At 70.2% G+C, this 23,489-nt stretch carries 7 protein-coding genes (1 of these 7 only partly in view); 3 read left to right on the top strand and 4 right to left on the bottom strand.

Annotated elements, in window-relative coordinates; all coding sequences use genetic code 11:
- Window positions 1-2: 2 nt before the first annotated feature.
- From ACQPZW_RS11300 to ACQPZW_RS11285, 4 genes are all read right to left on the bottom strand, one after another.
- A complete protein-coding gene (locus ACQPZW_RS11300) occupies window positions 3-3,875 on the bottom strand; it encodes a hypothetical protein (protein ID WP_433794798.1) in 3,873 nt (1,290 codons plus the stop codon).
- Window positions 3,876-3,948: 73 nt separating this feature from the next.
- On the bottom strand, window positions 3,949-4,785 hold the full coding sequence (locus ACQPZW_RS11295) for a hypothetical protein (RefSeq protein WP_433794797.1): 837 nt from the start codon (window positions 4,783-4,785) through the stop codon (window positions 3,949-3,951).
- A 138-nt stretch (window positions 4,786-4,923) separates the two neighbouring features.
- Complete coding sequence (locus ACQPZW_RS11290; protein WP_433794796.1) at window positions 4,924-5,226, bottom strand: WXG100 family type VII secretion target; 303 nt, start codon at window positions 5,224-5,226, stop codon at window positions 4,924-4,926.
- A 41-nt stretch (window positions 5,227-5,267) separates the two neighbouring features.
- Window positions 5,268-5,588 (bottom strand): WXG100 family type VII secretion target, encoded by a 321-nt coding sequence (locus ACQPZW_RS11285; protein WP_433794795.1) that lies wholly within the window; start codon window positions 5,586-5,588, stop codon window positions 5,268-5,270.
- A 262-nt stretch (window positions 5,589-5,850) separates the two neighbouring features.
- On the opposite strand from ACQPZW_RS11285, the gene ACQPZW_RS11280 reads away from it, so the two are divergent.
- The 3 genes in view from ACQPZW_RS11280 to ACQPZW_RS11270 are tightly spaced (at most 24 nt apart) and all read left to right on the top strand, a layout consistent with a single transcriptional unit that may run on beyond the window.
- Window positions 5,851-6,267 carry a YbaB/EbfC family nucleoid-associated protein gene (locus tag ACQPZW_RS11280; protein WP_433794794.1) on the top strand — a complete coding sequence of 139 codons (417 nt, stop codon included), beginning with the start codon at window positions 5,851-5,853 and terminating at the stop codon, window positions 6,265-6,267.
- Window positions 6,264-7,154, top strand: a complete 891-nt coding sequence (locus ACQPZW_RS11275; RefSeq protein WP_433794793.1) for a WXG100 family type VII secretion target — start codon at window positions 6,264-6,266, stop codon at window positions 7,152-7,154. The genes ACQPZW_RS11280 and ACQPZW_RS11275 overlap by 4 nt, the downstream gene beginning before the upstream one ends.
- Before the next feature lie 24 nt (window positions 7,155-7,178).
- Window positions 7,179-23,489: the 5' portion of a hypothetical protein gene (locus ACQPZW_RS11270; RefSeq protein WP_433794792.1), read on the top strand. 9,135 nt of this gene lie beyond the right edge of the window; the window shows 16,311 of its 25,446 coding nt (coding positions 1-16,311); it begins with the start codon at window positions 7,179-7,181; its stop codon lies off the right edge, out of view.

Here is a 23,489-nt window from a genome sequence, read left to right as displayed (position 1 = left end):
GGTCACCTCTCCGTGCCGTCGTCGGACGGCTTGTCACCGATCAGCCAATCCGAGTCGCTGACGTCGTCCCATCCCGACATGTCGTCGGGTTCGTCATCCGGGCGGACGAGCGGAACATGGTCGTCGCCCACCGGTCGCGGACGCGGATTGCCGTCGTCACCCCAGGCGGCACCGTCCGCGTGCAGCAACTCGGCGTAGTTCGGGCGGTCCTCTGTCTCGCGGTCGCCGTCTCGATCGGATCGCCGGGGGACTGTACCGTTCCGATCCTCGCCGGTGAGAGAGGCACCCGCTCTGCCGAGACCGGCGGCGAGTCCGACTCCCGCCACCCCGCCGGCGGCCACACCGGGCACCACGACGACCACCTCCTCCTCCGTCTCGGCCATCGCGACGACACCGGGCTTCTTCGGGATCGTGTCGGCCATGCTCCCGCCGGACGGCTGACCGGCCGGACCGGCCTGTCCCGGCTGTCCGGGCGCGCCGGACTGGGCTGCCGGGCCCGACGGAGCCGCCGAACCGGACGGGGCTGCCGAGCCGGACTGGCCCGATGGCGCGGGCGTGCCCGGCGGCGCCATTTGGCCGACGGGGCCGGACGTGCCGGCCGGGCCCGGAGCACCGATGATGACCGGAGCGATCGGAGGGGCACCGCCCACGGCTGCCTCGCCGGCCGGTGCCTCCACGACGGGCGCACCCGGAAGATCCACGGTGGTCGGAAGATCGACCGCCACGGGCGGCGGCGGAAGATCCACCGGTGGCGCGACAGTCTCCGGTGGCGCCATGGCCTCGGGAATCGTCGCTTCGGGAACGGGCACATCCGGTACCGGCACCCCGGGCGCTGTCACGTCCGGAACCGCCACATCCGGGACGATCGTCTCGGGCTCGGCCACCGGCACCACCGGCACGGTGGTCTCCGGAATAGCGGTCTCCGGAACGGTGATCTCCGGAACGGTCGCCTCGGGCGCGATGACCTCGGCGTTCCCTCCGCCCTCCGGGTTTCCCACGACTGGCGTGTCCACCATCGATGCGACCGGCTCCGGCTGCACGGCGACCGGAATGTTCGGTGCGCCGATATCAGGCACACCGAGGACCGCGCTGTAGTCCACCGGCACGCTCAGGTCCGGGACCGTCGGGGCAGGGCCGTCCAGGCCCGCACCACCGGCCGCGGTACCGCCGGCGGCTCCCGGTGTCCCGTCCACGGGGCTGGGCCGCGACCAGTCCGTCCCATCCTGTTCCACGAGGGCGGACGCGTCGGTCGCGCCGGGTGGCGTGGCGTCACCCGGCGCATTGCTGCCCGGAAGGCCGGGCATGGGCGGCATGCCTCCGACCCCGGCGGGGGCCGAGGCGGGCGCCCCGGCATCGGCCACCGGGCTCTCCCACGAGGGCACGTCAACGGTGGCCGGCACCTCGACGGAAGCGTCCGCCCCCGTCGGCCCGTCGCCGCCGGCGGACCAGCCCGGCGCTTCCAGCCCCGCACCGCCCGCACCCGCGCCCGCCGGCGCCTCCGGCATCCCCGATCCCGAACCACCGGACGGCTTCCAGTCACCGGCGTCCGCGCCGATCAGCCCCGAGGACTCCGGTGATTCCGGAACCCCGCCACCCGGCGTACCTCCGCCCGGCGAGCCCGGCATCCCCGCACCCGGCATCCCCGCACCCGGCAGTCCCGCCCCTGGTGTACCGGCGGCCGGCGTGGTCGTGCCGGGGGAGGTCTCCACCTCCGGCACGAAACCGGCGGACGGGAGATCCGAGCCGCCCGGAGCGGTGACTCCCGCGAAGCCGTCACCACCGGGTACCGCACCGCCGAGACCGTCCGGAAGGCCCACCTCGGGTACGGACGGCTTCCAGTCGGAGCCGTCACTCTGGACCAGACCCTTCGAGTCCGGCGCCTCGGGAACACCCGAACCACCACCAGCACCGCCACCCGCCGGACCCCCACCCGGCATACCCGGCATCATCGGCGGCTGCAAACCACCACCCACACCCGGCGAAGCACCCGACGACGAACCCGGACCCTCCACACCACCGAACGACGGCGGCTTCCAATCCGAGGCATCCCCCTCCACCAGACCCTTCGAGTCCGGCGCCTCAGGAACACCCGAACCACCACCAGCACCGCCACCCGCCGGACCCCCACCCGGCATACCCGGCATCATCGGCGGCTGCAAACCACCACCCACACCCGGCGAAGCACCCGACGACGAACCCGGACCCTCCACACCACCGAACGACGGCGGCTTCCAATCCGAGGCATCCCCCTCCACCAGACCCTTCGAGTCCGGCGCCTCAGGAACACCCGAACCACCACCAGCACCGCCACCCGCCGGACCCCCACCCGGCATACCCGGCATCATCGGCGGCTGCAAACCACCACCCACACCCGGCGAGGCACCACCGGGCGAGGCGGGGATGTCCACTCCGGCGATCCCGCCGGGTTTGAAGTCCTCGTCGCCACCGAGCAGTCCGTTGGAGTCCGGGGTCTCGGGGAGGCCGACACCGCCGCCGCTGCCGCCCGTGCCACCGCCCCCCGGAGAGTTGAAGCCAGGGATGCTCGGCGCGTTGAACCCGGGGCCACCGCCGCCGGTGGCCCCACCACCGGGAGTCAAGCCACCGACCTCGCCCGGACCGGTGATGGTCGGTGCCTTCACCGCATTGCCGCCGGTACCGCCGCTGTTGCCGTTCGAGGGCGGCTTGATGACCGGCGGGACGACCGCTGCGTTGCCGAGGCCCCCGCCGGAGCCGCCCGGGCCGTTGATGGCCGGCGCCTCGAAACCGGGGAGGCCGGTTCCGGTCCCGCCTCCCGTACCGCCATTCGGGGAGCCACCGATCTCCCCCGGGCCCTTGAACACGGGTGCGGTGATGCCGCCGCCCGGCCCGCCGTTGAGACCCGGCGTCGTGATGCCGGCCAGATTCGGGGTGGTGACGCTGTTCAGGTTGGGCGTCGTGACGCTGTTCAGGTTGGGGGTGGTGATGCTGTTCAGGTTCGGCGTCGTGACGCTCTTGAGGTTCGGCGTCGTGATGTTCGGTGTGGTGACCCCGCTGATGTTGGGCGTCGTGAACACCGGAGTCGTCAGCGACTGGGTGGTGAAGGCGACGGTGGTCAGGTTGGGCGTCGTCATGTTCGGCTTGGTCGGCGTGGTGATGGCCGACGTGGGCATGGTCACCCCGGAGGTCGCCGCCTTGTCGGTGGTCATCTTGTACTGGGTGGCCACCGTGTCGACGACCTGCGCCATCTGCTGGGCCATCGGCTTCTCGTACTCGGTGCCGCTGATCGGAACCGGCCCGGGATTGTCACCGACGCCGTTCTGGGAGGCGATCGTCGCCCAGGCCCGGTCCAGATAGGAGATCGTCTGCTGCGCCCACGACAGATAGTTGGCGGCATCGTAGAGCTGCGACGGCAACGAGTTGAGGTTGGTCGAGGAGTTGATGGCGTTGGCGGGTGTGTCGGAGTGTGGGATCGACCCGCCGGCCAGGTGCTCGGCCTGCTTGCCCAGCAGATCGGCGTAGAAGTTCATCTTGTCCTGGAAGGCGGTGGCGGCCGGGCCCTTCCAGGCCTTGTCCTCGCCGATCATCGACTTCGTCGCGGACCGGATGGTCTGCTCCAGCCAGATCAACAGGTCCTGCGTCGCCTGGAAGGCACGCGCGGCCTCGACGACGGACGCCACGCTGACCCGGCCGGCCGCGTAGTTCGCCCCCGCCTCGGTCGTGAGCGCCGCACCGCCGTTGATGGCGGCCTCGAGCTTCCGCCACCCGCGGGTCTCGGTCGCCCAGGTCTTGTAGTCGTACAGATCCCCGACCGGGATCACCTTCGGCGGGAATGTGGATGCCGACTCCGACGGGTCGTTCCACCCGTCGAGCTTGCTGTCACCGAGACCGTTGCCCATTACCTGTCCTCAATGCGAGCACTACCCAAGCGGCTTCGAGCGCCCGGAAAACCCCTGCGACCGTACGACGCCGCTAGTTGCCGTCGGTCTTGACGGTCTTCGTTCCGTAGGTGCCGAGGCCGTCGAGGCCCTTGAACGACTCGCCCATGATCTCGTTGAGCTTGTCGTTGGTGAGCTTGTTGAGCTCCTCGAGGTTCTTGTAGTCACCGGCCATCTTCAGCAGGGCGTCGGCCACCGCGATGAGGGACGTGTTCATGTTGACCAGCATGTCCTTCATGTCGCCCTTGACCCCGCCGTCCTGGGCCGTCGCCCCGACGATCGCCTGGCGCAGCACCTCGGCCCGCGCGAAGCCACCCGGCTTCGGGTCCACCAGGTTGAGCTGGTCCACTGTCGAGAGCAGGACGTTGCCCGGTCCGGTGATCTTCTGGAGCACCTCCTTGGCGAACCACTCCAGCGCGGCGGTGTTGACGGCCACGCCCTTGGTCGCGGCGGCGTCACCCTTGAAGCCGTCGATGGTGGGCGGCTTGAAGCCCGAGCCCGTGGGGGTCTTGGTCTCGTCGATCCAGTCGCCCTGCGAGTTGAAGGCCGGCGGCTTCACGTTCGAGGGGTCGGTGATCTGCCCCTTGTAGTCGCTGACCAGCTTCTTCCAACCGTTGGTGTCGGTGATGTTCGAGGTGTACCAGTCGCGGGCCTCGACCCACTCCGGATGCTCGGCCCGGACCGAGTCCTTCCACTTGTCGTAGTCGACACCGGTGCGGCTGTTCGAGTGCTTGTTGTAGTACGCCATCCAGGAGTCGTACGCCGCCTGCGTGGTGCCGGCCGGATAGCCCTTGGCCTCATCGTGTGTGGAATAGGCGTGCATCGCGGTGATTGCTTCTTGGTTCGGGTAACCCCAGTCGATACTTGCCATGACGTTCACTCCACTCGCTCTTCGGCGTACTGATCAGAGGCGGGAAAGCCCAGCGGCCCGGGTCGTCGAGCTCACCGGGCCGGAGTCGGACAGCTGGGGCTGCCGCGCCCGATAGGCGCGGCAGCCACGCGACGTGGCTCAGCCGCCGCGGACGTCGTTCCAGATCATCGCGTGGCGCTGCTCGGTGGTGCCGTAGTTGTCCGAGATGGTCAGCAGCGTCTGCCGCGCCTGCTCGAGGTAGAGGACCATGTTGTCGGCCGCGTTGTTCCAGGCGAGCTTCGAGACGGCGTACTGGTCCCGCGCCGCACCGGTCCAGTCCTTGAGGCTGGCCTCGACCGTCGCCTCCATCTCGTCGATGGAGGTCTGGATCTTCTTGTTGATATTGTTCATGTCGGTCAGAACGGCGTCTGCCTGCACGAAGTCGAAGGTGTAGTTGGACATGTCAGTCCTTTCGGGATGTCGGGGAGTCTGACTTCGCCGGCTCAGAAGCCGGGCAGGGCGGCACCGAACGACTGCGCCACGCTGGCGGCCTCGTCCTCGGCGGCCTGGTAGCCCTTGGTGGTGACACCCATGACCTCGAGCATCTTGAGGAGCTCGTTGATGACCTGCTGGAACGAGCGCTCCCAGTTGTCCATCGCCTGGTTGAAGCCCCTGGACGCGTCACCGGTCCAGGAGGCGAGCAGGATGGCCATCTGGCCGTTCACCGCGCGCAGGTCACCGGTGAACAGGGTCGCCTTGTCGGAAAACTCCTGGGCAGCCCTCTGCATACCCGGTTCGGTAGTACTAACGGCAGGCATCGACACGGCCGGACTCCTCACGTCGCGAACTTGGCAGTGAAGAGTTGATCGAAGGACGTACCCGCCGACAACTCCGTTTCGGCCTCGATGTCCGAACGTCGCCGAACATTGCACGGCAGCGCCCCGCTCCCGCGGCCACGCGCCGAAAGCCGGGAAGACCGGTTGCACTTTCAGGCACGAAGGGACGGGCACGGTTCCGATGACCCTCGCGAGGATCTTCACTGGACCCGGCGTCTTTCAGACGGCGACGTCGAAGGAGTGGTCCGGGTTGAACTACAGCGAACGCATCGAGAGCCTGTTCCAGGAATACGAGAAGCAGCGCAGCAGCCTCACCGAGATGCAGGCGAAGATGGGCGCCCTCTCGGCCACCGCCGTTTCCCCGCGCCGTGAGGTCAGCGTCACCGTGGGCCAGAACGGCGTGCTGACCGACATCCAGTTCCCGTCTTCCGCGCACAAACGGCTGACCACCGCAGACCTCACAAAAATGATCATGGAGACGTACGCGGAGGCCAAGGAACAGGTGATGAACCAGGCCGCCGCGGTGCTCGCGCCGATGCTGCCCGACGGTCTCGACGCCCACAAGCTCGTCCGCGGTCAGGCCGGCGCCGACGCGTTCCTGCCCGAACAGCCCCGCATGGTGACCAGCGTCCGGGAGCTCCTCACCCGAGGGACGAGCGAACTATGATCAACAACAATCCCGGCGGCCGGCTCTGGGTCGATCCGGACGGCGTCGAGGGGCTCGGCCAGGCCTACCAGGGGCACGTCGAGCTGTACGACACGTACCTGGCCCAGCTGACCGCCCTGCGCTCCCGGTACGCCAACGCGTGGGGTGACGACGACATGGGCGAGCAGTTCTCCACCAAGTTCCTCGAAGGCATGGACAACCTCGAAGCGATCATCGGCGGGGTCAAGGGCACACTGGCGTACACCGCTCAGGGCCTGACCCAGAGCGCCCTCGCGTACCGGGAAGCCGACGAGGCCGCCGCCGAGGTCGGGCACAAGATGGCCAAGAACTTCGAGACCCTCGGGCAACCGTTGTACGCGGCCGCCGCCACCGAGGGCACGACGACCCCGCTCCAGCCCGCCCGCCTGGCCAAGCAGCACGCGGTCCGGGCAAGAGTCGCCGATCCCGAGATCGAGCCGGGCAAGCCTCTGGCCATGCGGGCGATGACCGTCCACGAACGGGCCGCCTCCGAGACCGTCCCGGCCCGGGCGTACGCGACGAGCCCCGCGCAACCGGCCATGCCGGCCATCTCGTCGATGTTCATGAAGCCCGAGTACACGACGGCGTACGTCGGCGGCCAGGCACTCCCCGCGGGCTACCAGCTGATCTCCCTGAACACGTTCGAGGACGGCAGCACCCGGGTCGACGCGAACCTCTACGACTCGGTCACCCCGCTGGCCGGGACGACCGTCACCACCCCGGAGGGCACCGTCATCGACCCGGGCCGCGGCCAGTTCTTCGTCGTCAAGGAGAACCCGAACGTCGACCCGACGGCACCCGGCTACGAACCGCTGGTGCTGAGCTACGCCCCCGACGGCACGCCCACCCCGCTCATTCCCGGCTTCTGAGCCACTGACCCACCCCGGCCGGACATGCCCGACTTCCACATCCCCAACGACCCGCAGTGGCAGTGGGCGTACGACCTGATCCTCGTCACCACCGGCGGGGAGTTCCCGAAGGCCGACCCCGCCGCCCTGCGGGCCATGGGCGACGAGCTGTACCAGCTCAGCAGCACCATCCTGAACGGGATGGGCGCCACCGCCAACCTCGGGTACGGGCTGGCCGGCAGCCTGCAGGGACCGGCGATGGACGCGTTCCAGCAGTTCCAGGTCGGCATCACCAAGAACGTCCCGGCGGGCGGCAACATCTCGCTGGCTCTGGGCGGGTCGGCCTACAACTTCGCGCTCGACTCCGAGAACACCCAGTACAACATCATCATCGCGGCCTTCACGCAGGTCGTGGAGATCGCCATCGCGATGGCCTCGGGCTTCGGTGCGGCCGCCGTTCCCGCCCTGATCAAGATCGGACAGGAAATCGTTCAGACGCTGATCGATTTCCTGCGTCAGCGTTTGCAGAACATGCTGATGCGGCTCGCCTGGGAAGCATTCCAGGAAGGCCTCGAAGAACTGTGGCAGAGCGCCGCCGCCGGCCTGACCCAGATCGCCGAGGGCAACACCGACACCCTGAAATACAAGGAACTGCTGCTCTCTTTCGCCGGCGGCGCCTTCATCGGCGGCGGCGTCAGCGGCTTCCAGATGATCGGTGGAAAGTTCTTCCCGAAGATCAATACCAATGTGATCTCCCGGGAAACCCTGTCGGCAGCCGCCGAAACGTTTTTGGAAGGCCTGTTCACCATGATGGTGGGCGGCGGCGGCTTCAATCCGTGGGCCACCATGAGCTCGTCGCTGATCGGCGGATTCGCCCATCATTACGCGACAGAGATCGGCAACAGTTACGGCCCCGGTGCCAACCAACTGCCGCCACCCGGCACCGGCAACCCCCTCGATACTCCCACCGTCAACACACCCCCATCGGTCGGAGTGGACGGACCGGACATCCCGACGGGCGGCGGCTCACCGGTCGACGCGGGCGCCGGAGGCGGGGGGCCGCAGACTGGGCCCGGAGTTCAGGGCGGTGGTCCCCAGACCGGAGGCGGTTCATCCACCGGACCGGGGGCCGGAGGCGGCGGCCAGACCGGCGGCAACACCGGAGACACCGGCGAGGGTGTGAGCGACGGGCCCGGAACCGGCACGGGCGCAGGCGTCGGCACGGGAACCGGAACGGGCGTCGGCACCGAGACAGGCGTTGATACCGGAACGGGCATTGGTACCAACACTGGTCCCGGCACCGGAAGCGGCGTCGGCACCGGGACCGGCGTTGGAACCGGAACCGGTGTAGGCACCGGCGTGGGCACGAGCACGGGCGTCGGTACCGGCGTGGGCGGCGCGACCGGCGTGGGCGGCGCGACCGGCGTGGGCGGCGCGACCGGCGTGGGCGGCGCGACCGGCGTGGGCGGCGCGACCGGCGTGGGCGGCGCGACCGGCGTGGGCGGCGCGACCGGCGTGGGCGGCGCGACCGGTTCAGGTATCGACACAGGGGCCGGAAATCCGACCGGCACAGGCAACCCGACGGGCGCAGGCCCTCAGACCGGCACCGGAATCCCGGCCGCCACCGGCAACCAGACTGAAATCGGCCCCGGGACCCAGATCGGCAGCGAAACACAACCAGGAGCCGGCATCCAACCGGGAGCCGGAACCCAGACCGGCACCCCGGCAACCGGAAGTGCGCCGGCCGCGGGAAGTTCCACCGGCGTTGCCGTTCCCCAGGACGGCGGCCTGCCCGGTTTCGAGACTTCGTCTCCCGGCGGCTCGCCTTCGGCACAGCCCTCCACCAGCCCGACTCCCGGTACTACCTCAACGGGCACGCCGTCAACGGACACACCGTCGACGGGCACGCCCGCGACGAACGCACCGGTAACCGCTTCCCCTTCGACAAACGCTCCGGCAACCAGCGGACCCGCGACCGGTACGCCGACCACCAACACACCCACCACCAACACACCCGCCACGGGCACGCCAGCGGCAGCAACGCCCTCGACGAACGCTCCCCCCGCCAACACACCCACCACCGGCACGCCGACCACCGACACACCCGTCGGCACGCCGACGGCCGGCACGCCCTCGACGAACGCTCCCTCCACCGGGACTCCGTCGGCGAACACGCCGGTGACGGCCCAGCCGGCCCCTCCGACCACCGATGTCACGGGCTCGACGCCGACGGCGGTGCCGTCCCCCGTGACGCAGATGTCGACCACGCAGATCCCGTCGCCGAACGTCGAGCCCTCCACATCCCCGACCCCGTCCGGGCCGGGCCAGACGACTCAGACGCCCGGCGTCCAGGTTCCCGGCGCTCAAGCGCCGAGCGTCCAGACGCCGACCACGCAGGCCCCGATCGCGTCATCCCCGAGCCCTCAGACACCGTCGCCTCCGCCCGGCACACAGCAGCCGGGCACACAGCAATCCCAGGCCCAGACCTCGCCGGCGACGGCGGCCGATCGTTCGGTGCCGCCTTCGGCGCAGGGTCCGATTAGCGGCATCACCGTCGATGTCCCTCTCGCGGACACGCCCACGACGAACACGGCGTTCGCGCCGCCCGCCGTACCGGCGACGCAGTCCCCCGCCACGCAGATCCCGCCGGCCCAGACCCCCACCGCAACGCCCGGCAATCCGCCGGCCCAGACCCCCACCGCAACCCCCGGCAATCCGGAGAGGTCCACCGCTCAGACCCCTCCGCCCGGCATCCCCGCGGCGACCTATCCCGGGGCAGCGGAACCCATCATTGTCGAGGTCGCGGGCCCGGACTTCGACAGCGACACCGACTCGGTCTTCAGCGAGGACAGCGACACCGATTCGATCTTCAGCCGGGCGGATTCCGACGTCGATTCCGAAACCGAGTCCCTGTTCGAGGACGACGCGACCGAGACCGGCACCGAGGTCAAATCCGACCCCGTACCGGCCGCCCTACCGCCGGTCGGGGTGCACACGCCGTCGCAGGCGCCCCGGCGCGCCGCCCCGGTTCCGTCGGGTTCGCGTCCCGCGACCCGGCCGATGCGTGAGGTTCTGGGAAACCGGGGCGGCCAGCCGTTCCAGAATGCGCAGAACCAGTTCCAGTTCAAGCAGGTCGGCGAGCCTGTCACGATCGGACGACTCGGTCCGCGTAACGCCGAGACCGCCGACAAGCCGGCCTACCTCGCCACGGTCCCGGTCACCCCGAACGACAACATCCAAAACCTGATCAACACGTACGCCCAAGGTTTCCGCCCCGGCACCGCCGACGGCCGATTCGGGCTCGTCATCGGCGTCAACGGCTTCACCCGCAACTACCCCGACACCGACATCCAGAACACCATCGACCAGATCCGCAACCTCAACCCACCGTTCCCGGTCACCGTCATCGGCTTCTCCTGGAACAACACCCGCATCGCACCCGGCGACAACCCCGGCCAGGACACCATCCCGTACGCCGCCATCCGCGAAACCCTCGTCCGGCACCCACAATCCGAACAACTACTCCAGGACCTGCAGGACCAAGCCGACGGCAACCCCACCTTCATCCACACCGGCGACGCCGACGTCGCCTCCATGACCAACCTGTTCAACAACGCCGACACCGCCATCACCAACCGCCCCGACATCCAGATCATCAGCGGCGGCTACACCTTCGACACCGCACCCACCACAGCCATCCAGGCCAACCACCGCGACCGCCAGGTCCGCAAAGCCATGGCCGACGTAGACCCCCGCTCGGTCTACATGCCCGAACCCAACACCTTCCTCCGCGTCGACAACCCCAGCCTCGAAACCGACATCACCTTCGGCGTCCGCAACGACCCCCACAGCGACCCCAAATACACCTCCAAAGAAGGCCGCGGACTCGCCCAATCCGCCGCCCAGCAACGCCTCTTCCAAGGCATGGACCCGCTGGCGTTCGGCGCCTTCGACCCGAACGTCTCACTGCAGACCCAGGCCGAGCGGCTGCTCCAGAACTACGACCCGAGCAACCCGGACGGCATCCCGCAGAGCCACGCCGACCGCGAGACCTGGAAGAAGCAGGTCCAGAACTACATCCAGACGTTCTACCCCGGCATCGACGCGAACAAGGCCGACGGTCTCACCCGGCTGGCCTTCAAGAGTGTGGAGCCGGTCAGCCCCACCACGCAGAAGAGCATCCTCAACGATTTCAAGGCTGACCTGCCGAACGGCGCGAAGACGCTGATCCAGGTCGCCGGGGCGACCCACACCGCGCTGTCCGGCAATCCGCACACCACGTCGCAGTCACCGCCACCGAACCCGGGCGCCGTCACCACCGGGGTGGACCTGCCCCCGAGCGGCCCGCCGGCCACGAAGAGTCCCGAGTGGCGCGCGGCCTACGACAACGCCGAGCAGAAGCAGCTCCGGACCGAGCGCTACAACCCGTCGAAGGACACCATCGTCCCCGGCACCCACCTGCTCCGCGGCGAGATCACCACCATCGACTTCACCAGCCGTGACTTCACCGTGAACGGCAAGGACTACCGGTCGTTCGAGGTGAAGCTGGACCTGACCTCGAAGAACGATCAGATGACCCCGGATCAGCTCCGGCAGGTCGCGGACACGGTCCAGAACACCATCGATCAGATGGTCAACGGCAAGCACACCCTGCCCAACGGCCGGGAGTTGCACGTGCAGCTGACCGTCGACACCGTTCCGTGGTCAGCCGATCTGATGGACACCTGGCAGGACCGGCAGGGTGGCCGCCCTCCGGTGCAGGTCACCTCCGAGCCGCTGCCGGATCCAGCCCGGCCGGACGACCACAGCAACGACGGCAACACCACCCAGCAGCACCGCTGGAACATCAACAACAACGCGGCCGTCCTGGTGCACGAGGTCATGCACTACCTCGGCGCCAAAGAGGGCTACCACGCCGATCATCACCTGTTCAACACTCAGGACCGGCCGGGTGTCATGGGCACCGAGGTCTACGACCTGCCGTCGACCACGGAGGAGGCGGCCGCCGATCCGGGCAGGCCCACGACCTATCTGAACGACCACGATCTGCAGCTCATCGAGAACGTGTCGGAGACCGCCGGGCCGGTCCCGCGGACGGCTCCCGCCCCGGCCGCCGTGGACCCGGCACCCCGTGGCGACGCGCACACGGATTCGCCGGCACCCAAGTCGAGGGCGCCGATGCTGGGCGGTCGGGGCAGTCGCGCGTTCCAGAACGCGCAGAACACCTACCAGTTCAAGCAGGTCGGCGAGCCTGTCACGATCGGACGACTCGGCCCGCGTAACGCCGAGACCGCCGACAAGCCGGCCTACCTCGCCACGGTCCCGGTCACCCCGAACGACAACATCCAAAACCTGATCAACACGTACGCCCAAGGTTTCCGCCCCGGCACCGCCGACGGCCGATTCGGGCTCGTCATCGGCGTCAACGGCTTCACCCGCAACTACCCCGACACCGACATCCAGAACACCATCGACCAGGTCCGCAACCTCAACCCACCGTTCCCGGTCACCGTCATCGGCTTCTCCTGGAACAACACCCGCATCGCACCCGGCGACAACCCCGGCCAGGACACCATCCCGTACGCCGCCATCCGCGAAACCCTCGTCCGCCACCCCCACGCCGAACAACAACTACAGAACCTGCAGGACCAAGCCGGCGACAACCCCACCTTCATCCACACCGGCGACGCCGACGTCGCCTCCATGACCAACCTGTTCAACAACGCCGACACCGCCATCACCAACCGCCCCGACATCCAGATCATCAGCGGCGGCTACACCTTGGACAGCGCCCCCTCTCCGGCGGCGGAGCAGGCCAATCGCCGGGATCAGGAAGTCCGTAAGGCGATGGCCGGGGTGGATCCCCGCTCGGTCTACATGCCCGAACCCAACACCTTCCTGCGCGTCGACAACCGCAGCCTCGAAACCGACATCACCTTCGGCGTCCGCAACGACCCCCACAGCGACCCCAAATACACCTCCAAAGAAGGCCGCGGACTCGCCCAATCCGCCGCCCAGCAACGCCTCTTCCAAGGCATGGACCCGGTGGCGTTCGGTGCCTTCGACCCGAACGTCTCACTGCAGACCCAGGCCGGGCGGCTGCTGCAGAACTACGACCCGAGCAACCCGGACGGCATCCCGCAGAGCCACGCCGACCGCGAGACCTGGAAGAAGCAGGTCCAGAACTACATCCAGACGTTCTACCCGGACATGGACGCGAACCAGGTCGAGGGCCTGACTCAGCTCGCGTTCAAGAGCGTCACTCCGATCAGCCCCACCACGCAGCAGAACATCGCCACCGAGCTGAAGAACAACCGTGGCTCGGGGACCAGGACGCTCATCCAGGTGGCTGGGGCGACGCACTCCGCGCTGGCCGCCAACCCGCACACCCCCTCGGCGGCTCCGCCTCCACCGGCGCCGGCGCCGGTCACCGCGGTGGACATCCCGCCGTTCACGCCGGTGCGGGTGGAGGGTGGCCGGAACGCCGCGTTCGACGCGCTGACCCGGCAGTCCCGCGAGGTCACCCCGGCCAACTACCGCCAGACGACCATCGAGCTCAAGAACGACGGCGCCCCACTGGCCTTCGTCGTCAACTCGATGATGCCCGCCACCGACATCGACCAGATCCCCGAAGTGATCAGGTCGATCACCGACGGCCTCGACGACAACACCAAGGTCGCCTTCGTCTTCGGCATCAACACCACCGCCGAGACACCGGACCCGGACTTCCAGGACAGGATCGCCGAAGCCACCCGGCTCATCCAGGATCTCGACGTCCCCATCGCGATCAACGGCTACGCCGTCGGCACCAAGAACGGCAAATTCCCCTACGGCCGTACGCGCAACCAGGTCCTGCGCGACCCCGACACCACCGCCGTCATCCAAGGACTCGCCGCCGACGGCACCTACCCGTACCTCTCCATCCAGGACTTCGACACCGGCGCCCGCACCCTCCACAACGGCACCCACATCTTCGACCACCTCGACACCACCACCCGCGGCGACACCGACTCCCCCGCCCGCCCCCTGATGATCTCCGGCGGCTACCGCGTCGGCGATCCCGACACCCTCGTCGAACGCACCCGCCAACGCCTGGAGAAACGGGTTCTCGATCATGAGACGACGATCGCGGACCTGGAGGCGAAGGACGATCCGGAGTCCCGCAAGGAACTCACCGTCGAGCGGCAGAAGCTGCGCGGTGTCGAGAAGGGCATCGAGAAGCTGGCCACCGACGCCGGACGGCAACAGTTCGTCCGGGACTTCAGCACCGCCGTCGACGAGGACATGCGCTCCCGCGACCGGCAGGCCACCGTCCACCCGATGCTGCCCTACTCACCCGAACCGAACCTGTTCATCGACGGCCTGCTCACCCTCGGCCGCCCGAACATCCGCTTCGGTGACGCCGGCGCCGAATTCCTCATGCTCAGCGAGACCCTGCACCAGACGTACGGCGAGGAGCTGACGACCGCGCACGGGGCCGAGGCGCCGTCCGCCGTGCAGGTCGACTCGCAGAACAACCGGCACCCCGACCGCGACCAGGCCTTCCGCACCGACTTCGTCGGCGCCGCCACCCCCACCGACCTGTCCCGCCTCGCCGCCGACTTCGCCGCCACCAACTTCCTCCCGCAGTCGCACGCCGTACCCACCACCGTCAACCGGCAGCTGTTCAACACCGTCGGCACCGGATTCAAGGAGTACAAGGCCGACCTGCGCAATCCGGAGCTCGCCGACGGCAGGCCGTTCGCCGCCCCGATCGACCACACGTCCGGCGGCGACACGCGGACCTGGCAGCAGACACTCTCCGAGCGCCAACTGAAGCAGCTCGGCGCGCAGCCGCACAACCAGCTGGTCACGGCGATCTCGCTGCCCGCACCGGACGCCGGGCCGGTGCCGCAGCCGCCGGCGGACAAGGAGACGTTCACCGGGGTCGATCCGCGGGTGGAGTCGACCGAGGAGGCCCGGACGATCGGTGTGCCGGACAGTCAGCGGCTGGTCGCCGCGCACCTGGTCGCCACCTCCAACGACTCCGGCACGATCCAGCAGCAGTTCGCCGCCGCCGCGATGATGGCCGACCGTGGTGGGCTCAGCCTGCAGCCGGGCTCGCTCTACCACGCCATCGCCGAAGCCCTGCCGGACACCGGCCCGGACGGCAACCGCGCGGCCACCCTCCGGGCCGGCCGTGACCGCGTCAACCTCGACACCGCGGCCGAGATGCGGCGGACCGGCCCGTACGACAACGCGCACATCGTCCGGGCAGCCCTGGCACCCGACGTCCCGGCGAACAACCGGCGCCCCGATCCGCTCGACGCGACCGAGATCGCCCGGATCGCCGCCGCACACGACGTGGTCGAACTGGCCGCCGCCACCGGCACCAAGATCCAGCTCACCATCCACGACGACAGCGGCAACCCACCACGGACGTACCCGGTTCAGGGCTCCCGGCCGCTGGGCCGGCTGGAGCTCAAGCGCACCGTCGACGCCCACGGTCACGCCACCTACGCCCCGTACACGCCGCCGGTCACACCGGCAGCCGACAGCGACTCCGAGGACGACGGCCCCGGCTTCGGCATGTTCGGTGATGAGGACTCCGACAGCGACCGCGACGGCCTGGACGTCTTCGGGTCGTTCGCCCCGGCCGACGACACCGCCACCACCAGCGCAACGGTGCCCGCGCCCACGGCCGAGCCGGTCGGTTCCGGTCTGGTCCTCGCCACGCCGGACGATGACGCCACCCGGTCGGTCGCCGAGGCGTACCCCGACCGGTCGGACCGCTACCACGTGTTCGCGCACGGGGAGCAGCAGGCGCTGCGGGTCGGCACCGCCCGGGTCAGCCCGGCCGAGCTGGCGGCGCAGATCCGGGCCGACGGTACGCGCTGGGCCGGCCGGCCGATCGTCCTGATCGTGTGTGACAGCGGCATCGACCGGCAGAACGGCTTCGCCGCCCAGCTGGCCAGGGAACTGCCCGGCACACCGATCATCGCGCCCAACGGTGTGGTCTGGGCCGGCCCGACCGGCCACGCCGTCGTCACCGCGTCGGAGTTGCGCGGACCGGACGGCGAGCCGATCACCCCGCCCGAGCAGGGCCATCACTTCGTGCGGTTCGAGGCGTCGGCCACCGACCCGGCGCAGCTCACGGTCACCGACCTGGGGCACGTCCTGGACTCGAACGCGACCCCCGGCGACGTCGACCCCGACCGGATGGCCCGGGCCATCGACCAGCTCGCGAGGTGGGCCCAGTCGGATGCCAACCGGCTGGCGACCGATGTGCAGCCGGCAGTCGACACGATCGCCCCGGCCCTGGCGGACGTGCCCACCGCCGCGTCGGTGCACCAGACCGCACGCGACATCAGCCGGGACGCGCAGGCCGACCACACCGACCTCGCGACCAACCGGCTCGACCTCGAACAGCGCGCGGATCAGGCGCCGAAGCTGGCACAGGCCGGCGTCGATGCGGGCAACCGGGCAGGAGACTCGCCGGACGCACGGCACCTTCGCCGGATCGCCACCGAGGCCCAGAACCGGGTCCGCGATCAGGCCGGACCGGTACGTCGGTCGCTCACCGGTGCGGCACGCGAGGCCGTCACCGTACGCGACTTCCGTGACGACGCCGCCCGGGCCGAGGCGACGGCGGGCCGCGCGGCCGAGGACCTCCAATACCTGCAGTCGGCCCACGACCGGCTCACCACTCTCGCCACCGAGGCACGCGACCGGGCCGATCGGGCGACTCAGGCGGCCGCCGACGCCGACGCCGCGCTCAAGCTGCCACCCGGCCCCCAGCGGGACGTCGCGCTGGCGGATGCGCTGCTACGGGCCTACCCGGCGCTGAACGGCACGTCGGAGCGGCTCACCGAGACCCAGCGGGTCCTCTCCGAACTGGGCATGCTCGGCGATCTACCGACGGCGGTCCGTGACATCCGCGCCGACGCCCAGGACGCGGCCGACCGGGTGGCGGAGGTGACGTTCCAGCAGCCGCGGGCCCAGGCCGCCCATGCCGCGTCGGTGGCGCACATGGAGGCCGCCCACGACTCGCTGACCGCGTCGGAGCAGCTGCTCACCGACGTCTACGACGCGGCCGACCGGTTGGGTGTGTCACCGGATCCGATCGGGACGGACCCGGACTCCGACCTGGAGCCACCCGCCGACCTGCTCGTGGAGACGACGCTCGACGACTCCGACTCGGATCTGGAGCCACCCGCCGACCTGCTCGTGGAGACCGATGACCGGGGCCGGCTGGTCCCGTTCGGGACGGCGCCGGAGCCGCCCGCCCCGCTGCGCCCGAAGGACCCGCAGGAGTCGAACGAACAGTTCGAGCGACGACTCGGCGCCCACCTGTCCCGGTCCCCACAGGTCCGGGACACCGCGGTCAAGGTCGCCGCCCGGCTCAACGAGGTCCTGAACGGCGCCAAGGCCAAGCCGTCGCCGACCGGCGCCCCCGGCAAGGCGTTCGTCCAGCGCAAGGCCGACAGCGCCGGTCAGGCCGGCACCGGCCTGAAGGACGCCGAGATCGCGTCACTGCTGCGGGACGGCAACCTGCGTGAGGTCATGACGGCGCTCTACAACGCCGCCTACTACAACAAGAAGCCGGGCCCGGGTGAGACCACGTTCAAGCTGCTGGCGCTGGACATCATCCGGAACCGGGACTGGGCGCGGTCGGATCGGCTCGGCCTCGACACCGCAGAGCTGAAGGCGTACGCCGAGTTCCTGGACAACCCGCTGCGTCAAGCCGTCAAGCAGGAGCTGCCGGCGGAGCGGGAGTTCGACGGGGACGACGACCCGTTCCGGGCGTTCAATCTGATCGCCCGCTCGGGGGACCGGCGCAAGGCCGACCTGGCGGTCCGGGAGCAGAACGAGAGCGGGCGGACCGCGCGCGGCTCCCGGGACCAGGTACGCGGCCCGTACGCGGTCACGCCCCGGCAGCTGCGGCTGGCGGGCACGGAGCTCGGCGCCTTCGAGACCGCGTTCCTGCGGAGCAAGTCCGCCGGCCCGTTCACGGTCGACACGATGAGCACCGAGGACGTGCCGCTCGACCAGGTCACCTACGGCCCGGACGGCAGGCCGGACCTGACTGCCGCGCTGGGCGCCAGGAACACCGCCGCGGTGACCGTCGAGTTCGGGCCCGAGGTCAACGGCCGCCCGTCCGTGCGCCGGGTGACCCGGGAGGTCTTCGGCACCGCGAAACACCCGGAGCCGTGGAGATCCTGGCTCGGCCCGGACGAGCAGGGCCCCGAGCTGCCGCTGCCCTGGGTGAGCGGCCGGGCCTTCTACCGCCTCGACCCGGACAGTGCCTGGTTCCAGGAGGTCAACGGGGACCGCGAGATCCCGGTGACGTCCGGGACCTCGCTGACGTCGGCCCGCCTGCTCACCATGTTCCGGATGCTCAACGTCCCCGGGGTGACGGAGCGGGACTTCCTCGCCGCCGCCACCGGCTGGATGCTGGCCGCCGACAACCACTCGCTCTACGAGGTTCTCCGGGGCGCCGAGATCGCCGGAGTCCAGCTCACCGAGACCCCGGCCGCCGAGATCACCTCGGCCGGGCAGCTCTACGACGAGGTGCGCCGGGCCGGACTCGACATGCCCGCCGACGACCGGCCGGCCCTCGTCGCCCCCGCGCCCGCGCCGGCTCCGGTGGCCGGGCCGACGGTGATCCGTACCCTCGTCCCCGGGTCTTCGGCGGACGCCGCCGCCGCGACCACCGTGACCGCGCCGCCCGGCCATTTCACCGTCGTCTCGCACGACACACTCGACGACGGCCGGCCGATCACGGCGCAGGACCTGGCCGATCAGATCCGCCACGATCCCCAGTACATGGGGCAGCCGATCACTCTGATCATCTGCGACTCCGGTGTCCCGGGTGGCCTGGCACAGCAGCTCGCCGATCTGCTGCCCGGCACCGACGTCCACGCTCCCGACGGGCCGGTCTGGACGACCCGCAGCGGCGAGGCCTTCGTCAGCGCGGTGTCGGCCTACGGGCCCGACGGACGGCCGAAACCGCCACAGCTGCCGCCGACCGGAACGTGGCGCACCTACCGGTCACCGGTGGAGACGGGGGTCGACGGGAAGCGGAGCGGCCCCTACCTGTCGGGCGCGACCGCGGATCGGTCGCTGACCCCGGACATGCATTTCGCGCACCGGTGGGCGACCTTCCAGCCGGTACGGGTGGAGGGCGGCCGTAACGCCGCGTTCGACGCGCTGACCCGGCAGTCCCGCGAGGTCACCCCGGCCAACTACCGCCAGACGACCATCGAGCTCAAGAACGACGGCGCCCCACTGGCCTTCGTCGTCAACTCGATGATGCCCGCCACCGACATCGACCAGATCCCCGAAGTGATCAGGTCGATCACCGACGGCCTCGACGACAACACCAAGGTCGCCTTCGTCTTCGGCATCAACACCACCGCCGAGACACCGGACCCGGACTTCCAGGACAGGATCGCCGAAGCCACCCGGCTCATCCAGGATCTCGACGTCCCCATCGCGATCAACGGCTACGCCGTCGGCACCAAGAACGGCAAATTCCCCTACGGCCGTACGCGCAACCAGGTCCTGCGCGACCCCGACACCACCGCCGTCATCCAAGGACTCGCCGCCGACGGCACCTACCCGTACCTCTCCATCCAGGACTTCGACACCGGCGCCCGTACCCTCCACAACGGCACCCACGTCTTCGACCACCTGGCGACCAGGACCCGCGGGGTCGCCGACTCCCCCGCCCGGCCGATGATGATCTCCGGCGGCTACCGCGTCGGCGACCCCGACGGTCTGGTCCACCGCACCCGGGAGCGTTTGGAACAGCGGCGGGGTGAACACGAGGCCGTGATCGCCGAGCTGGCGGACCGGGGCGACGCCACCGTCGAACTGGACGTCGAGCGGCAGAAGCTGCGCGGTGTCGAGAAGGGCATCGAGAAGCTGGCCACCGACGCCGGACGGCAACAGTTCGTCCGGGACTTCAGCACCGCCGTCGACGAGGACATGCGCTCCCGCGACCGGCAGGCCACCGTCCACCCGATGCTGCCCTACTCACCGGAACCGAACCTCTTCATCGACGGCCTGCTCACCCTCGGCCGCCCGAACATCCGCTTCGGCGATGCCGGGGCCGAGTTCCTCATGCTCAGCGAGACCCTGCAGGACACGTACGGTCTCGAACTCGCCAACGCGCACGGGGTGCCGACCCTGGCCGACCTGAACGACGACGTGCTCGGCACCGAGGTCCAGGTCGACTCGCAGAACAACCGGCATCCCGACCGCGACCAGGCCTTCCTCACCGACTTCGTCGGCGCCGCCACCCCCACCGACCTGTCCCGCCTCGCCGCCGACTTCGCCGCCGGCAACTTCCTGCCCCAATCACACGCCGTACCCACCACCGTCAACCGGCAGCTCTTCAACACCGAGGGCACCGGATTCAAGGAGTACAAGGCCGAGCTGCGCAATCCACGGAAAGCGCCCGCCACCCCGTTCACCACGCCCGCGAGCGACTCCCGGACGTGGCAGCGGTCGCTGTCGGAACGTCAGCTCAAGCAGCTCGGCGCGCAACCGCACAACCGGATGCTGCGGACCGTCTCGCAGCCCGCCACCGAGCCCGCCGCCAGCGAGCCGCGGAAGAAGGGTTTCACCGTCGATCCGAACCTGGATCCGGCGAAGCCCGCCCGGACGATCGGTGTGCCGGACAGCCAGCGACTGGTCGCCGCGCACCTGGTCGCCACCTCCAACGACTCCGGCACGATCCAGCAGGAGTTCGACGCGGCGGCGGTGATGAACGGCCGTGGTGGGCTCAGCCTGCAACCGGGCTCGCTGTACCACGCCATCGCGACCGTCCGGCCCGGCACCGATCCGGCCGTCCTGCGCACCGACACGATCACCGCCGGCCGCGACCGGATGCCGTTGGAGACCGCTGTCGAGATGCGGCAGACCGCCCCGTACGACAACGCGCACTTCGTCAAAGCGGCCCTGACGCCGGACGTGCCGGTGGACAACCGGCGCGCCGGCCCCCTCGACGCGGCCGAGATCGCCCGGATCGCCGCCGCACACGACGTCGTCGAACTGGCCGCCGCCACCGGCACCAGGATCCAGCTCACCATCCACGACGGCAGCGGCAACCCGCCACGGACGTACCCGGTCAAGGGCGCACGGCCGCTGGGTGGCCTTGAGCTCGAGCGCACGATCGACGTACAGGGCCGGGTCTCCTACGCGCCGGTTTCTGCCGTACCGAGCCCGGATCCCAGCCGGTACCGGTTCGCGCCGGGCCCGGCCACCGAGACGCCCGCAGAGGTCTCGCCACGGCGGGTCGGCGCCGGCCTGCTGCTGGCCGGCCCGGACGACACCGCCACGCCGACGATCGCCGCGAAGTTCCCGGCCACCCCGGACCGCTTCCACGTCTTCGCGCACGCCGACAGCACCAGCCTGCACGTCGGCGCCGAACGGGTGAGCCCGGAACAGCTCGCCGCGATGATCCGGGCGAGCCCGGACTGGCGCGGGCAGCCGGTCGTCCTGGTCGCCTGCGACACCGGTGTGGACGTACGGGACGGCTTCGCGGCACGGCTGGCGAGACAGCTTCCGGGCACCCGGATCGTCGCGCCGCGAGGCACCGCCTTCGCCGGCGCCGGTGGCCACGTGGTGGTCTCGGACCCCGACACCTACGACGAGTTCGGCCTGCCGGCACCGGGTGCGGTCACCGCGGACAGCCGATGGCTGTCACTGGTCGCCGGCGCCGGCCCGGGCACCGGGGTGACGGTCACCGAGCTCGGCCAGGTGCTGAGCCCGGCCACCGAGATCGGTGAGCCGGACCCGGACGGTCTCACCGCGGTGATCGACGAGTACGCCGCTCTGACCGTCGCCGACCTGGACGAGCTCTCGCCGGACGCCCAGCGGATCGTGGACCGCATCGGCCCGGTCCTGCCGTTGACCGAGAACGCCCGGCAGTGGCATGGCGAGGCGACCGAGATCGCCGCGTCGGCCGAGACGATGCTCTCGGACATCGGCACCGCCATCACCGGCATCGACCGGCCCGGCAACGCCCGCCGGGACCGGACGGTCCAGCGGTTCCTCGCCGAGGCACGCCACGAGCGCGACGTGGTCGGCGGCTTCCGGGACAGCGCCGTCCAGGCCCGGACCATGACCGCACGGACGCTCGGCGTGCTGGAGTCGCTCGGTGAGGTCAGCCAGCGGTTCAGCCATCTGCTGACCCAGAGCCGCCGGTATGCGGCACAGGCCGCCGAGGCCGCCCGCACCGCGCAGCAGGCGCGCCGGGAGCTCACCTCCACCGCGGCCGACCGGACGCAGCAGCGTGCCCTGCTGCACCTGACCATGGCCGAGGCGTTCGCACGGTCCAATTTCGCCGCGGCCTCCGCCCGCCAGGCTCGCGACGAGGCGGTGGCGCTCGCCGTGCAGTTCCGGCACGGACCGCTCGCCGGGGCGGCGGACACCATCGCCGACCAACTGGGGGACACCCGCGCCGTGGTCACCGGCACCGTGGAGCGCGAGTCCGCGGCCATCGGCGCCTATGAGCGCGCGGTCCACCGTATCGAGGACGCCGCCGACCGGCTGGCCGATCTGGACGCCCGCCCGCCGGCACCGGCCCCGCAGCCGGAGACCGCCCCGGAGTCCACGCCGGCACCCGCGGCAGCCCCGCAGAAGGCCGCGGAGAAGGACACCACCCTCCCCACACCGGCCGGGATCCGCGAGAAACTGCCGCGGTATCTGCTCGACAGCCACACCCTCGGCATCGCCGAGCAACTGCGCGCCACCGGGAACCTGGCCCTGGACGCCGCGCTGCGCACCCTCGGCGCCCGCCTGCCCGACGACGTGGTCCGCGACGTGCAGAACGACGCCGTCGACGACGTGGACCAGTTCCTCGGCGAGGGCCGGCCCTATCCGGTCACCGTCGACGGCCGCCCGGCCGAACTACGGGTGACGGCCGTCCTGGACTTCGACGCCATGAGCGTCGACCGACTGCGGGACAAACCCGGCAAGTTGAGCTCCAAGGTCCAGGAGACCGTCACCCACACGCTCAAGCACAACCGTGACCGACGGCTCGAACCGAAGGCGATCGTCAGCGCCGCCCCCGGCCTGGTCATCGGGGTGGGTGGGGCGGTGCCGCTCGCGCCGTCGGTCGACCACTCCACCGCCCACAAGAGCAGGTACACGTCCACCACCACGGTCAAGGTCGCCGACCTGGCCGAGGTCGAGGTGCCGGTCCGTTTCGTCGCGCGGTTGTCGGTGCCGGGACAGCCGGTGTCCGATCCGGTCGAGGCCACCGGCACCGTCGCTCTCGGCGTGCCGTCGGCGTTGACGAACCCGCCGCCGGACGACCTGCCCGATCACACCGCGGCGCTGAGCGCGCCGGTCCCGGCGCAGTTCGGC

This window comes from Actinoplanes sp. CA-252034 (assembly GCF_050956125.1).
Taxonomy (GTDB): Bacteria; Actinomycetota; Actinomycetes; order Mycobacteriales; family Micromonosporaceae; genus Actinoplanes.
The sequence above is the reverse complement of the archived record's forward strand: the minus strand, read 5'-3'. Positions and strand labels throughout refer to the sequence as shown.

Bases quoted from the DNA above. Each gene is read 5' to 3' on its own strand.
- ACQPZW_RS11300 (WP_433794798.1), bottom strand. From the start codon at position 3,875: ATGGGCAACGGTCTCGGTGACAGCAAGCTCGACGGGTGGAACGACCCG.
- ACQPZW_RS11295 (WP_433794797.1), bottom strand. From the start codon at position 4,785: ATGGCAAGTATCGACTGGGGTTACCCGAACCAAGAAGCAATCACCGCG.
- ACQPZW_RS11290 (WP_433794796.1), bottom strand. From the start codon at position 5,226: ATGTCCAACTACACCTTCGACTTCGTGCAGGCAGACGCCGTTCTGACC.
- ACQPZW_RS11275 (WP_433794793.1), top strand. From the start codon at position 6,264: ATGATCAACAACAATCCCGGCGGCCGGCTCTGGGTCGATCCGGACGGC.